The sequence below is a fragment of the Candidatus Palauibacter polyketidifaciens genome (genome assembly GCF_947581785.1).
GTDB lineage: Bacteria > Gemmatimonadota > Gemmatimonadetes > Palauibacterales > Palauibacteraceae > Palauibacter > Palauibacter polyketidifaciens.
On the sequence record NZ_CANPVO010000019.1, the window covers coordinates 72937 to 85903 of the forward strand.

A 12967-nucleotide genomic window follows, 5' to 3' on the forward strand; every position below is an offset into this window, starting at 1 on the left:
CTCCCCGGTCCGCGACTACGCCGGGTCCGTCCCCGGGTCGGCGGACGCGTGCGACTTCTCCTCGAGGATCGCCGAGCCGTAGTCCTCGCTGAGGGCGCGCTTGAGGCGGTGACGTTCGTCGTTCAGACGGTAGACCTGCCGCGCCGCTGCGATGAAGCGTGGGCCGAAGTCGCGGGCACGTTCCAGAGCTCGCAACTTGTCCTCGACATCCCATATGCCCCGATTCACCGCTTCCAGTTCCGCGAGGCGTTTCGTGACGCGGAGCGGGGCTTCCTCGAGCGGCCCGACCGTCCGTTCACAGATCTCCTGGAGGCGCTCGAGCTCGGAGTTCACGTTCGCGAGCTTCCGGCCGTCGCGGATCCGGGACTGTTTCAGTCGCAGGATCGTGATGCGGTCGATGAGTTCGCCGGCGGAAACCGGGATTTGGATATTCACGCACCGAAGATAAGGGGAGAGAGGACGCGGTGAAGATTGGGCTCGTGGGGTTCGCGGGCGCCGGCAAGACGACGGTGTTCAACGCGATGACGGGACTCGGCGTCCCGGTCGGGTTCGGCGGCGAGATGCGGCTGGGTACGGTGCGGGTTCCGGATGCGCGAATCGATGCGCTCAGCGCCCTCCTGTCCCCGCGCAGGACGACGTACGCGGAGATGCGGTTCTGCGACATTCCGGGCGAGCACGGCGCCGCGAGCAAGGGCCTGTCGCCGCGCGGGCTCCAGCAGATCCGCGACCAGGAGGCGCTCTGCCTCGTCCTGAGGGATTTCGACAATCCCGCGCTGGCCGACCCGCCGGACGCGGAGGGCGAACTCGAGGCCTTCGCCACGGAATGTCTGCTCTCCGACCTCGACATCGTCGAGCGCCGGCTGGACCGGGCGCGCCGCGAGGGGGCGGACGCCGTCGAGATCGCCGCCTTCGAAGGGGCGCTGGGGGCGCTCGAACGCGAGCAGCCGCTGCGGACCGTGCCCCGGGCGGAACTGGACCGCGCGCCGTTCCGCGGCTACGGCCTCCTGACGGACCGTCCGCTGCTCGCCGTGCTGAACCGCAGCGAGGATCGCGCCGGGGAGCCGCTGCCGCCGGCGCTCGCCGCGCGACTCGCCGCGATGGGGGCCGGCGGGCTGGCGCTGTCCGCGCCCGTCGAGGCGGAAATCGCCGACCTCGACCCGGAGGACCGGGCCGCCTTCGTGGAGGCGCTCGGCCTGCGCGAACCGGCGCTCGCCCGCTTCATCCGCTCGGCCTACGGACTCCTCGACCTCATCTCCTTCTTCACCGCCGCCCCCGCCGAAGTGCGAGCCTGGACGATCCGGCGCGGCACGCGCGCCCGGCGGGCGGCGGGCCGGGTCCACTCCGACATGGAACGCGGCTTCATCCGCGCGGAGGTCATCCCCTACGAGGTGTTCGCGAAACACGGCTCCGAACAGGCCGTGAAGGAGGCGGGCCTGCTGCAGGTCGAGGGCAGGGACTACGTCGTCGAGGACGGCGACATCCTCCACATCCGCTTCAACGTCTGACCCACCCGCCGAACCCGGAGTCCTACCCTTCGAGGAGCGTTTCGATGTGCGCGGCGGTGGCGAGCGCGGTGCCGTCGAGGTTGTAGCCGCCCTCCAGCAGCGAGACGACGCGCCCCTCGCAGCAGGCATCCGCGTAGTCCATCGCCATCCGCGTCATGCGCCGGAAGGCGTCGTCCGTGAGCGCGAAGCAGCCCAGGAGGTCGTCCACCCGGCTGTCGAAGCCCGCCGAGACGATGACGAAATCGGGGTTGAAGTCCGCGACGGCGGGGGAGAGCGTGTCATCCCAGCGGCCCAGCATGTCGTCGTCCGTGGCGCCGCAGTCGAGGTGCACGTTGATGTTGAGTCCCGTCCCCTCGCCTTCGCCGGTGAGGGCCGGGTCGCCCGTTTGCGGGTAGGCGGCCCAGTCGTGGGCGGAGAAGAAGAGCACGGACGGATCATCGTAGAAGGCGTTCTGCGTCGCGTTCCCGTGGTGGTAGTCCCAATCGATGACGAGCACCCGCTCGAACCCGTGCACCAGCTGCGCGTACCTCGCGGCCACGCCGGCGTTGCTGTAGTAGCAGAACCCTTCCTCGGCGCCCGTGTTGTTCGCGTGGTGACCCGGAGGCCGGATCGCGCAGAAGGCGTTCCGTACCTGCCCCGCGACGACCGCATCGATCGCGGTGAGCGCGCCCGAGACGGCGAGTTCCGCGACCGGGCCCGAGACCTCGATGTCACGGATCGACGCGACATGCTCCGGCGTGTGGAGCGCCTCGATGTGCGGCATCGCCTCGGAGGCCGGCGCGAGCGGAACCGTGGCCTCGTCCAGCCCTCGCGCGACGAGTTCCTCCCGAATGCGCACGAGGCGGTCGGGAATCTCCGGCGGGCGCCCGCCATCGGGCCGGATCAGGACGTGGTCCAGGTAGCGTGGATCGGAGAGGAGGCCGGTCCCCGTCGCGGGAACGGAGGACGCGCCCGAGCCGGCGTTCGACGCCCCCGAGTCGGGTGCGCCCCGGCAGGACCAGGCGACGGCCGGGAGCAGGGCGAGGCCCGCGGCACCCAGAGCGGCCTCTTCGACGAACTTCCTTCGCGTGCGGGCGAAATCTCTCGGCGTGCGCATGGCGGGACCCCCTTTCCTGAAACTAGACTAAGCGGAGGCTGACGAGGGCCGCGAGACCTGTCGCGAGAGTCTGTCGCCAGGGTTCGACCGGCCTGCCCAACTCCGAGGTATCCCATGGCTGCCGTGAACACGAGCAGGAACCCTCCCCTCCGTACTCTTTGTCTCTTGGGCGCCGTCACCGGGGGGCTGGTCGTTTTGGCCGGTTGCGGAGGCGCGCCGGGTGAGGAGGAGACGGACGCCATGGCGGAATCCGAGGAGGCCGCCGACACCCGGATCGTGGACCGACTCGCCGCCGGGGACGCCGTCTTCGGACTCTTCTCAGGGGATCACACGCCCGAGGCCGGCGCCGCCATGGCCGCGAACCGTCCCCTCGATTTCGTATTCTACTCGCTGGAGTCCGGCCCCTTCGACATCCCCGCGCTCGAAGGTTACGCCGCCGGTATGGCGGAGGCTTCGGGTCACGACGCACCGCAGCCGATGCTGCTGCGGATCCCTCCGATCCGGGACGGGCACGACGAAGCGCGGGACCGCGCCGCGCAGGGTCTGGCGGCCGGCGTTTCCGGGATCGTCTACCCCCACGTCGAGACCGCCGAGGAGGCCGCCCTCGCAGTCGATGCGCTCGGCGATGCCGCCTGGCCGGGCAATCCGGACGGCCACCTCATCAGCTTCCTCCTCATCGAGGACCAGGCCGGGATCGACAACGTGCGGGAGATCGTCTCCACCCCCGGCGTCAGCGCCGTCTCCCCGGGGCCAGGCGATCTCCGGCGCGTCTACGATGGAGACATGGAGAAGGTGGAGGAGGCAATCCAGATCGTGCTCGCCGCCTGTCTCGAGTTCGATGTGCCGTGCGGGGTCACGGCCGGGGTGGATGACATCGCAATGCGGATCGAGCAGGGATTCCGCGTGATTATCGTCACCCAGCCGGAAGCCGTCGCCCTCGGGATGGCCGCCGCCGGCCGCTGACGATCAACCCGCGACCCCGTGGATCGTTTTTATGCAGCAGGAGGAAAGATGAAGCCGCTCAGCCTGATCACACCGGTCCTCGCGCTCGGCCTTCTGCCCGCGGGCGCCCTCGCGCAGGACGAATCCGGGGCGGGCGGGAACGCTTCCGAGCCTCAGCCCGCCCGCTGGGCGTCGAACCACTCCATCGTCGTGGACGGCGAAACCGTCGAGTACGAGGCGGTCGTCGGCAGCGTCATCCTCCGGGACAACGAGGAGAACGCGACGGGAGAACTCTTCTACACGGGATACTTCCGGACAAACGGCGGAGACCCCTACACGCGCCCCATCGTCTTCGCCTACAACGGGGGGCCCGGGTCCGCCTCGTTCTGGCTACACATGGGGATCATGGGACCGCGCCGCGTCGTCACGCCCAACGTGGGCCAGCAGGCGCCGCCTCCGTACCCGCTGGTCGACAACGGATATACCGTCCTCGACATCGCGGACGTCGTAATGGTCGATCCGATCGGGACGGGGTTCAGCCGCCCCGCCGGCGACGCCGACGGGACCGATTTCTGGGGGATGGACGAGGACGCCGCCTCCCTCACACAGTTCATCCGCCGCTTCCTGAGCGAGAAGAACCGTTGGAACTCGCCCCGCTACATCCTCGGCGAGAGCTACGGCACGACGCGGTCGGTGCTTCTGGCCCGGCACCTGCAGAACGCGAACATCGACCTGAACGGGGTCGTGCTCGTCTCCGCCGTCATCGACTTCAACACGCTCCAGTTCCCGGATGGCTCCCACATCGGCTTCATCACGAACGTCCCCTCGTTCGCGGTGGCCGCCGAGTACCACGACATGCTGCCGGGCGGGCGCCCCGACGACCTCGAGGCCTTCATGAAGGAGGTCGAGGCGTGGGCGCTGACCGACTACGCGCAGGCGCTGCTGGCCGGCACCGCCGTGGATCCCGAACTGCGCGCGCGGGTGCTGCGGCAGATGCACGAGTACACGGGGCTCAGCATGGAGTACCTGGACAAGGCCGATCTGCGCGTCTCCGCGCCGGCGTTCGAGAAGGAACTGCTGCGGGACCGCCGGCTCACGCTGGCCCGGCTCGACACGCGGTTCACGGGGCCCACGGGAGATCTGCTCGACTTGACCCCCGACCACGATGCGCAATCCTCGGCCATCAGTTCGGCCTACACCTCCCTCTTCAATACGTACGTGCGGGATGAACTCGGCTACGACGGCGACCGGGAGTACTGGCCCAGCGGGATGGCGCGCCCGTGGAACTGGGAGCGGGAGGGGGGCCGGCGCGGACCGTTCGGCGGCTCGGCGCTCAACGTGGGGCCCGACCTCGCGCACGCGATCGAACGCAACCCGCGCCTCGAGGTGCTGCTCATCAACGGGATCTACGACTTCGCGACGCCCTACTTCCCCATCGTGTGGTCGCTCGAGCAACTCGGGCTGCCGCCGGATCTGCGCGACAACATCACGCGGGACGATTTCGCCGCCGGACACATGATGTACGTAGAGGAGAGCCTGCTCCCGCAGTGGCGCGAAACGCTGGCGACGTTCATCACCCGCACATCCGGAGCAAACCTGGTCCCGTAGCCCGCACGCGCCGCGCCCGGGCATCGACGAGTACAAGGCGGTTGAGGGCGCGTTGATGGCCCCGCGCATCATCGGCTCAGGGTTGGAGCCGATCCGAGCGCGGAGCTATGATGTGCGAACCATGCAACTTACTGAAGTCACCTGGCGGGACGCGCAGCGGATGCCCGACGACGGCAACCGCTACGAGGCGATCGGCGGGGTCCTGCACGTGACCGCCGCTCCCAAGTGGCGCCACCAGGTGGTCGGCGCGCGGCTCCTGAGGAAGCTGTGCGAGTTGCTGGAGGATCCCGGACACGGCGAGGTCGTGCCCACTCCCGGCGTCGAGTTCCCCGCCACCGGCGAGGGCGTGCAGCCGGACATCCTCTTCGTCTCCAACGAGCGGCGCCACATCGTCGAGGAGGCGGGACTCGTGGGGGCGCCCGACCTCGTCGTGGAGGTCCTCTCTCCCTCTACCGCCAAGCGCGACCGCGGCGTGAAGCGGCGGCTCTACGAGCGCCAGGGCGTGCGCGAGTACTGGATCGTGGATCTCGCCGAGAACCGGGTCGACGTGTACCGCTTCGGCTCGGGAACCGGGACGGGACCGGAAGTGAACCTCAAGCCCGAGCGCTTCCGCCGCCTGCTCCCCGTCCGCCTCGGCGACATGCAGGTCGGCACGATCGACCTCTCCGCCATCTTCGCCCCCGGATTCGGCGACAGCCCCCGCTAACGGACCCCCTCAGGCCGGACACAACGTCTCCCACGAAGGCACTTTTCGGCGTTTTGCCGAATCACCCGTTGGAGATCCTGTCGCTCAGCGGGGTCGCGCTGACCCGTTACCAGGTCGTTTCGTAGCGGGCGGGTGCGAGGTTCCAGGTTTCGCCGTAGACGTGCAGGCGGTGGGTCGGCCCATCGGGGCCGACGAGCGGGGCGCCGGCGTGGGCCCACGAGAGGAGGCTGCCGCGCAGGTTGAGCACGCTCCGGCCTTGCTCGTTCTGCCGCTTCGCGTACTCGGAACTCCGGTGGCCGATCGTGCAGTACGCCACGACGGTGCGGTCCGCGTACCGGTCGGGGTCCTGCTCGAACTCGTCGGAGGTGATGGAGCCGGGAATCCAGGAGACCTCGCGCTCGCGGGGCGCCCGGGCGTCGACGAGTACGACGCTGCCGGTCTCGAGCAGCCGCCCGACGTCTTCCACGGTGACGGCCTCCACCTCGGGGAAGCGCCGTTCGACTTCGGCCACCATCTCTTCCACGCGCGCGAGCTTCTCGGCGTCGGACAGCGCGGCCTGACCGGTACAACCGGTGGCGGCGACGAGTATGAGGGCCGGCGCCAGAGTCAGCAGGGTCGGCGCCAGAACCGGGATTGCCTTGTGTCGTTCCATCGTCTTTCTCACGGGCTTCTTTCTCACGGACAGATCGTCGTGCTCCCTTGACGGGCCGTTCAGGCGGCGCGGGCGGTGGCGATCCCCTTGGCCAGCGCGTCGACGAGCCGGGGAATCGAGTGGGCCGGCGTCGCGCACAGCGCGATCCGCACCGCGCCCTTCATCGGGACCACATACACCCCCGCCTCGCGCATGGTTGCGGCTGTTACCTCCGCGTCCGGCGTGAACACAGAGACGAAGAAGCCGCCTTCGTAGCGCGGGTAGGACAGCCCGGCGCTCCCCGCCAGTTCGGTGAAGACGGCGACGCGCTCGTTGAGGAGGCGGATCATCCCCGCGCGCTCCTCTTCCGTGCGCCGGCGCAGCTCCGGATCCGTGAGGAGTTCGGTGGCGCCGAGCAGCCCGAGGTGGTTGCAGTTCGACCACGTGGCCCGGCACGAGAACCCGAGCGCGTTCGAGATCCGCTGCCGCTCCTCCGCCTCCCGGTGGAGCGCCACCAGCGCCCCCACCCGCGCGCCGTAGAGGGCGAACGACTTCGACACGGTCCAGCCCGCGAGCACCGTAGCAGACTCCATCATCCGCGGGATGTAGTTGATCCAGCGGTTCGAGCCCTCGTCCCCGAACTTCGCGTACGCGTGGTCGAGGAGGAACGCGACGGGACCCCGCCGACCGACCTCCCGCACGATGTCCGCCACGGCCTCCCACTCCGACTCGTCGAGCGAATAGCCGGTGGGGTTGTTGCAGGGGAAGTTGAAGAGGACGAGCGACCGCCCCTGCCGCTCGACCTGGCCTTCGAGTCCCGCCCGGAAGGCCTCGACATCGAGGCGGATCCCGGCGTCGAACATGTTGAAGGTCTCGACCGCACGTCCCGAATGGGTGGAGATCGTGTGGTACGGACCCCAGTAGTAGCTGGGCGTGAGCGCCGCCTGTCCGGGCTCGAGGAAGTTCAGGATCGCGTGGTGGATGGCGCCGGTGCTCCCCGGCGTGGCGACGGCGACCGCCTGCTCGGCCAGGGCGGCCTCACCCAGGAGGTCCGCGATCACGGCCGCGAGGTACGGAGGGGCTCCGGAGATCGGCGCGTAGCCGGCGGCGCGCGCGTGCGGCACGCGCCCCAGCGCCTCGGCGGCCGCGGGCATCACCGCGAGGCTCCCGTCGTCGTTCATCAGCGCCCCGAGCGTCGAGTTCAGGATCGACTCGCCCGCCGCGGCCCGGCGGACCGCCTCCCCGTGCAGGGCGAAGATCGGGTCGTTGCCTTCGCGCGTCGCCGCCTCGGGTATGAGGCTGCCGGAAGGACCGGAAAAAGGGGTCGTCGCCGTCGTCATCGTCTGCTATCGGACCTTGTTCGAGAAGTTGCCGTGTACGCTGTACCGGGCGATGGTGCCGTCCTCGCGGTGGAAGATGTACGCCTCTCCCGGCTCGCCGTCGTCCCGCATGCGCCGGAAAGTATCGCCGCTCTCGTGCCGCAGCTTCGTCATTCCCTCAACCGGGTCGTTCGAGGGAACGCCGAGGGCCGCCAAGCCATCGTCCCACCGGAGGATGACCGTCTCTCCCCACGTGGACTGGTACAGCCCCTCGTACTCCGCCAGGGAGGCCGGGCGCGCGGTCCCACCGCCCGGATCGCTCTGGATCTCCTCGAAGGCCGCGCCGAGCGTCGCCATCATCTTCGTCCACACGTCGGTGGGGTTGGCGAGCGCGTTCATCATCACCGCGCCGGCCAACTTCTTCGCCGGAAGGAGCTGGAAGGTCGAGCGGAAGCCCGGACAGCTCCCGCCGTGACCCACCGTGCGTTCCCCATCGCGGCGCGAGACCGCGAACCCGAGCCCCCACATCGTGTCGAAGTCGGGGTCGACCCAGTGCACGCGGTGCATCTCCCGCAGCGTGTTCGCGTCGAGAATCTCCATGCCTCCGTTCTCCAGCAGGCGGAACTGCCACGAGGCGAGGCGTGCCAGATCCTCCACGGTGGAGGCGAACCCCGCCGCGGACGCCATTCCCAGCGCCTGGAAGAAGGGGGCCTCGGCCCGCTGGCCGTCCCGCTCGAGCCGCGAATATCCGGTGGCGTAGCGGCCGCCCTGGTGCTCGACGGGAATGTCGGGGTACGTGTCCGACATCCCCAGCGGCTCCAGGATCCGGCTCCGGATGTACTCATCGTACGCCATCCCCGAAGCCTGCTCGATCAGTTGCCCCGCCAGCGCCATCCCCAGGTTCGAGTACTGGAAGTAGCGGCGGCCGGGATAGAGCGTCTCCTGCTCCGAAAGCCCCTCGATGATCTCGTCCGCCGTCGGGAAGGGGTGATCGGGACCGGTCCAGTAGGGGTGCGCGGATTCCCGCGGGAGTCCGGAGGAGTGGGTGAGGATCCCCTCCACGCTCACGTTCGGACCGTCGGGGTACACCTGCTCGAGGTCGTACCACGGAAGGTGCGTGGAGACGGGATCATCGAGGTCCAGTTTGCCCTCGTCCCGCTGCTGCAGCACGCCGATGGAGGTGAAGAGCTTCGAGATCGAGCACACCGAATACATCGTCGACGGGGTCGCGGGGACCCCGGTCTCGCGGTGCGCGTACCCGTATCCGCGAGCCCAGACGAGGTCCTGATCGTGCACGAGCGCCGCGGACACGCCGGGGATCTTCTCGTACGCCATCTTCGCGTCGAGCCAGGCCTCGAACAGCGCCACCGCCTGCTCGAAGCGCGGATCGTTCACGGGATCGCCGTTCCCCTGGGCGCACCCGGAGGCGGGAGCCGCGAGAACGACGGCGACGACGCAGGCGACGGCACGACGCCATGGACGGCCTCGGAATGGACGTGTCATGAGGCGCCTCCTTGAAGGGCGGAGTGAGCATCGGGCCTCGGCCTCCGACGGCGAGGCGTGGTTCAACTCTGGCGCGAACGCGGGGGGCGCGCCACCCTTCGGCATGGCTCTTCCACCTGTCTTCCACCCGCACGAAAGGACCGAGACATGCGGAGACTTGTCCTGGCCGCCGCCCTCGCGCTGGGCCTGGCCGGAACGCTCGCCATCGGAGGCGCGGCCCCGGTGAGCGCGCAGGACTCGCAACTGCTCGCCGTGGGCGAGATGGCGCCGGACTTCGCGCTCCCGGGCGCGACGCGGTACGGCGCGCTGGAGAACCCGATCCGCCTCAGCGACTACCGCGGCGAAACGGTTGTCCTCGCCTTTTTCTTCAGAGTCAGGACGCGTGGCTGAACGGTTCAGATGAGAGCGTACCGTGATCAGTACGCAAGTGTTTTCAACGAGGGCCGCAACGTGGTCCTCGTCGGCATCTCGAACGACCCGGTCGACGAACTCGCCTCATGGCTGAAGGACGAGGACTTCCCCTTCCTGTTCGGTAGCGACGCGGACAACGACGGGGGGACCTACGTCGACTTCGGCGGAGGCTTGCGGGACAGCAACGCCGTGGACAGCCGCGCCGTGATCGTGGTGGGCCCGGACGGCCGCATCGCGGGCGTGATTCCGAGCTTCAACCAGGTCGATCCCGCCGCCTACGACGAACTCGCCGGCATCATCGACGAGGTGACGCCGGAGCCTGTGGACCCGTAGCGGAACCCGCAGCAGAACCCGTAGCAGAATCGACAGCGAGGATTCCGGTGACGGCCCCGACGAGATCCTGGTCGGGGCCGACGCCGGTGTAGGCCACCTTCCCTTCCGCGTCGAGGATCACGACGATCGAGGTCGTCGTCGCCGAGTAGGCGCGCACCGCCGCGCCATCCGCATCCCACAGGTAGGGGTACTCCGCCCCGTGGGCCTCCGCGTGTCGCCTCACGCGGCGCAGCGACTGGGCCACGGCCACGGCGACGGCGACGACGTTGACCCGGTCGCCGAAGTCCGCCTGCACCCGGTCGATCTCGGGCTGCAGCCCCTCGCACTGTTCGCACCACGCGGCCCAGAACTCGATGAGCGTGGGCTTGCCGGCCGCATAGTCGAGGAGTTGGATCTCGTTGCCGTCCAGATCCTGCAGCGTGGCGTCCGGCCCCTGCGTCCCGGCGGCGAGGCTGACCTGCCCCGCGCCCGCCTGCGCCTGGAGCGGGCCCGCCGACAGGAGGACGGCCCCGGCGATCGCAGCCAGCGCAGCGAACATCGCGCGCGCCGCAAACGTGGCGACGTGTCTCGGTTTCGCGTTCACATGAAGTATCCCGCCCGGATGAGGTAGAACTGCGCCATCCCGATCATGATGACGGCTGCGGCTCGTTTCATCCAGATCATCCACGTCCCCGACTTCGGCAGCACGGCGAGCGTCCCCGAGAAGAGGCCGACGGCGATGAGCACGGCGGTCATGCCGATCGAGAAGGTGAAGAGGTAGACGAACCCCATGAGCCCGGCCTGTTCCGCGACGACCCAGGTGAGGACCACGGCGAAGGCGGGCGCCCCGCACGGCGCGGCCACGATGCCGGAGGTCGCGCCGAGGAGGAATACCGCCCGGTAGGATCCGCCGCCACGGCTGCTCGCCCACGCCAGGAGCCGCTTCGGCACCGGGACGGGGAATACGTCAAGCATGAACAACGAGAAGAAGAGCAGGAGGTTCCCGGTCGCGAACAGGGCCCAGAAGCTCGCCCCGATCGAGCCCAGCACGGTGCCGCTGAGGCCGGCGATGACGCCGAGCACGGAATAAAGGAGCGCCAGTCCCAGGGCGTAGGTCAGCGTCAGGCCGACGGTGCGTTTTCGCGACTGGGTTTCGCCCGCCGTGCCGGAGATGACGGAGAAGGTGATCGGGATCATCGGCCAGATGCACGGGTTCGTGCTCGTGAGGACCCCCGCTCCGAAGAGCGCGCCGAGTGCGAGAAACGGGTTGTCGGAGAGCGCCGGGAGGAGCCCGCCCGCCGGCTCCACCTGCGGCGCCGCGAGGGCGATGGCCTCGACGGCGGCGGCCCCGATGGCGACGGCTGCGATGGGGTCGATCACGGGACCAGCGGCTCCGCCGGCGGGCCGCCGAAGACGATCACGCCGTCCTTCACGACGAGATCGATGTTCCGCAGGTCGGCGATGTCCGCCAGCGGATCTCCGTCCACGAGGATCAGGTGCGCGCGCCGCCCCGGCTCCACGGTCCCGAAGTCGTCCTCCTTCCCGAGCCACCGCGCGCCGTTCGCCGTCGCGGCCCGCAGGATGGCGGCGTTCGGCACGCCGGCCTGCGCGTACGCCTCGAGTTCGTTGAACAGTCCCACGTTGTCCGTGCCGGCGAGGAGCGGGACGCCGGCCTCGACGGCACGGCGCACGAACTCGCCCATGCGTTCGTACGCCTGCCGGGCGGTGTGGAACTCCGGGAGCGAGAAGCGTGCGCGGTCGCTGTCCTCGATCTCCTGGATGTAGAGGGTCGGGTCGAGTCCCGTCTCCGTCTCCGCCATGAGTTCGAGGAGAGACGTGACCTCGGGGCTCGCCGGATCGATCTCCCGCCAGTCCGCCTGCATGCGTCCGACCGGGTTCCGTCCGCCATCGAGCGACATGTCCCGGCCGTCGACCTGGATCTCGAGCGGGAGGAAGTCGCGCCACACGCGGATGTGGTTGAACCCGCTGATCCCGGCCTCGATCGCCTGCCGCCAACTCGTGCGGACGCCGATGTGTCCCGTGACCGGCAGCCCCTGGACGCGCGCCTCGGCCACGACCGCGGCCAGCACATCCGGGTCGAGCAGGAAGTACGCCTTGAGCAGGTCGACGCCCTGTTCCTTGAGCGCGCGGACCAGCGCGGGGGCGGCTGCGGGATCGTCGATGCTCACGTCGACCAGCGGGTGGTAGCCTGCGGGGCCATCGATCAGCGGGCCTGCGGTGTACACGTCCGGGCCGGCCAGCACGCCCAGCCGCACCGCGTCCTTGAAGTCCATCGCGTCCTGGATCGCCGAGCCGGGGTCGCGGATGGCGGTGATTCCGGCGGCCAGCAGGTCGGCGCCGGCGAGGGGCTGCCAGTAGTGGTAGTGGTTGTCCATCAGGCCCGGGAGCAGCATGCGGCCACCCCCCTCGATGACCGGCGTGCCGGGCCCCACATCCGGGAACGCGGCGTCTTCACCGGTTCGTACTTCGGCGACCCTTCCGTCCCGGACGAGGACCGCCGCCGCGGGAACCGCCTCGTCGCCCGTGCCGTCGAACAGGCGGACGTTCGTGATCAGCAGATCGTCGGCGGGATCCCCGGCAACCTCGAACCGGGCCTCGAAGGGGATCGGAGTGAGGTCGCCGCTCTCCAGGTCCAGCCGCTGCATCCGCCGCCCCCCGAGGACGAGCAGCCACTCGCCGGAAGGGTGGAATGCGAGTTGCTTCTGATCGAACGGGCTCGCGAACAGCTGCTGTTCGCCGGGGAACGACACGACGATGTGGTCGTAACCGTTGTGCGTCATGACGTGCGCGCGCCGCGTTCCGTCCGCGCTCCACGCGACGGCCATCTCCCGCTCCGGCGTGTCCGTGACCTGTTCGAGCGACATCTCCTCCAGGTCGAGTTCGTACACGTCCGTGCCGTCGAAGCGCCCCGTC

General features: G+C 69.5%; 14 protein-coding genes. 6 read left to right on the forward strand and 8 right to left on the reverse strand.

All coding sequences use genetic code 11. The features are described from left to right. Positions 1-15: 15 nt before the first annotated feature. Entirely contained in the window at positions 16-435 is a 420-nt protein-coding gene (locus RN729_RS06220; RefSeq protein WP_310782814.1) for a DUF6165 family protein, read from the reverse strand. Between the two features lie 29 nt (positions 436-464). On the opposite strand from RN729_RS06220, the gene RN729_RS06225 reads away from it, so the two are divergent. Next, on the forward strand, positions 465-1505 hold the full coding sequence (locus tag RN729_RS06225) for a DUF933 domain-containing protein (RefSeq protein ID WP_310782815.1): 1041 nt from the start codon (positions 465-467) through the stop codon (positions 1503-1505). 22 nt (positions 1506-1527) lie between these two features. Here the strand turns inward: RN729_RS06225 and RN729_RS06230 are convergent, their stop codons facing one another. Beyond that, entirely contained in the window at positions 1528-2601 is a 1074-nt protein-coding gene (locus RN729_RS06230) for a histone deacetylase (protein ID WP_310782816.1), read from the reverse strand. Between the two features lie 240 nt (positions 2602-2841). Between RN729_RS06230 and RN729_RS06235 the strand changes: the two genes are divergently transcribed. The 3 genes from RN729_RS06235 to RN729_RS06245 all read left to right on the forward strand — a co-directional run bounded on the left by RN729_RS06235 (position 2842) and on the right by RN729_RS06245 (position 5857). Then, a complete protein-coding gene (locus RN729_RS06235; RefSeq protein ID WP_310782817.1) occupies positions 2842-3564 on the forward strand; it encodes an aldolase/citrate lyase family protein in 723 nt (240 codons plus the stop codon). Positions 3565-3612: 48 nt separating this feature from the next. Continuing rightward, positions 3613-5151 carry a hypothetical protein gene (locus tag RN729_RS06240; RefSeq protein WP_310782818.1) on the forward strand — a complete coding sequence of 513 codons (1539 nt, stop codon included), beginning with the start codon at positions 3613-3615 and terminating at the stop codon, positions 5149-5151. Between the two features lie 121 nt (positions 5152-5272). Next, positions 5273-5857 carry a Uma2 family endonuclease gene (locus RN729_RS06245; protein ID WP_310782819.1) on the forward strand — a complete coding sequence of 195 codons (585 nt, stop codon included), beginning with the start codon at positions 5273-5275 and terminating at the stop codon, positions 5855-5857. A gap of 106 nt (positions 5858-5963) precedes the next feature. Here the strand turns inward: RN729_RS06245 and RN729_RS06250 are convergent, their stop codons facing one another. Genes RN729_RS06250 through RN729_RS06260 form a run of 3 tightly spaced genes read right to left on the reverse strand, consistent with a single transcriptional unit; the run spans position 5964 to position 9310 of the window. Then, on the reverse strand, positions 5964-6536 hold the full coding sequence (locus tag RN729_RS06250; protein WP_310782820.1) for a rhodanese-like domain-containing protein: 573 nt from the start codon (positions 6534-6536) through the stop codon (positions 5964-5966). A 32-nt stretch (positions 6537-6568) separates the two neighbouring features. Continuing rightward, positions 6569-7828 carry an aminotransferase class I/II-fold pyridoxal phosphate-dependent enzyme gene (locus tag RN729_RS06255; protein ID WP_310782821.1) on the reverse strand — a complete coding sequence of 420 codons (1260 nt, stop codon included), beginning with the start codon at positions 7826-7828 and terminating at the stop codon, positions 6569-6571. 6 nt (positions 7829-7834) lie between these two features. Beyond that, positions 7835-9310, reverse strand: coding sequence for a serine hydrolase (locus tag RN729_RS06260; protein WP_310782822.1), 1476 nt, complete (start codon positions 9308-9310; stop codon positions 7835-7837). 147 nt (positions 9311-9457) lie between these two features. On the opposite strand from RN729_RS06260, the gene RN729_RS06265 reads away from it, so the two are divergent. After that, positions 9458-9700 carry a hypothetical protein gene (locus tag RN729_RS06265; RefSeq protein WP_310777596.1) on the forward strand — a complete coding sequence of 81 codons (243 nt, stop codon included), beginning with the start codon at positions 9458-9460 and terminating at the stop codon, positions 9698-9700. A gap of 9 nt (positions 9701-9709) precedes the next feature. Next, positions 9710-10054 carry a redoxin domain-containing protein gene (locus RN729_RS06270; RefSeq protein ID WP_310782823.1) on the forward strand — a complete coding sequence of 115 codons (345 nt, stop codon included), beginning with the start codon at positions 9710-9712 and terminating at the stop codon, positions 10052-10054. Here the strand turns inward: RN729_RS06270 and RN729_RS06275 are convergent. The 3 genes from RN729_RS06275 to RN729_RS06285 form a co-directional block, all read right to left on the reverse strand. Next, positions 10017-10637, reverse strand: coding sequence for a TlpA disulfide reductase family protein (locus RN729_RS06275; RefSeq protein ID WP_310782824.1), 621 nt, complete (start codon positions 10635-10637; stop codon positions 10017-10019). The genes RN729_RS06270 and RN729_RS06275 overlap by 38 nt on opposite strands. Beyond that, positions 10634-11413, reverse strand: coding sequence for a cytochrome c biogenesis protein CcdA (locus tag RN729_RS06280; RefSeq protein ID WP_310782825.1), 780 nt, complete (start codon positions 11411-11413; stop codon positions 10634-10636). Before RN729_RS06280 ends, RN729_RS06275 begins: the two co-directional genes overlap by 4 nt. Further along, the coding region (locus RN729_RS06285; RefSeq protein WP_310782826.1) for an amidohydrolase family protein at positions 11410-12967 on the reverse strand (1558 nt) is incomplete at its 5' end. The genes RN729_RS06285 and RN729_RS06280, both read right to left, overlap by 4 nt.

Coding starts and splice junctions, on each gene's coding strand:
- RN729_RS06245 (WP_310782819.1), top strand. CDS start 5,273: ATGCAACTTACTGAAGTCACCTGGCGGGACGCGCAGCGGATGCCCGAC.
- RN729_RS06255 (WP_310782821.1), bottom strand. CDS start 7,828: ATGACGACGGCGACGACCCCTTTTTCCGGTCCTTCCGGCAGCCTCATA.
- RN729_RS06270 (WP_310782823.1), top strand. CDS start 9,710: ATGAGAGCGTACCGTGATCAGTACGCAAGTGTTTTCAACGAGGGCCGC.
- RN729_RS06235 (WP_310782817.1), top strand. CDS start 2,842: ATGGCGGAATCCGAGGAGGCCGCCGACACCCGGATCGTGGACCGACTC.
- RN729_RS06265 (WP_310777596.1), top strand. CDS start 9,458: ATGCGGAGACTTGTCCTGGCCGCCGCCCTCGCGCTGGGCCTGGCCGGA.
- RN729_RS06240 (WP_310782818.1), top strand. CDS start 3,613: ATGAAGCCGCTCAGCCTGATCACACCGGTCCTCGCGCTCGGCCTTCTG.
- RN729_RS06260 (WP_310782822.1), bottom strand. CDS start 9,310: ATGACACGTCCATTCCGAGGCCGTCCATGGCGTCGTGCCGTCGCCTGC.
- RN729_RS06230 (WP_310782816.1), bottom strand. CDS start 2,601: ATGCGCACGCCGAGAGATTTCGCCCGCACGCGAAGGAAGTTCGTCGAA.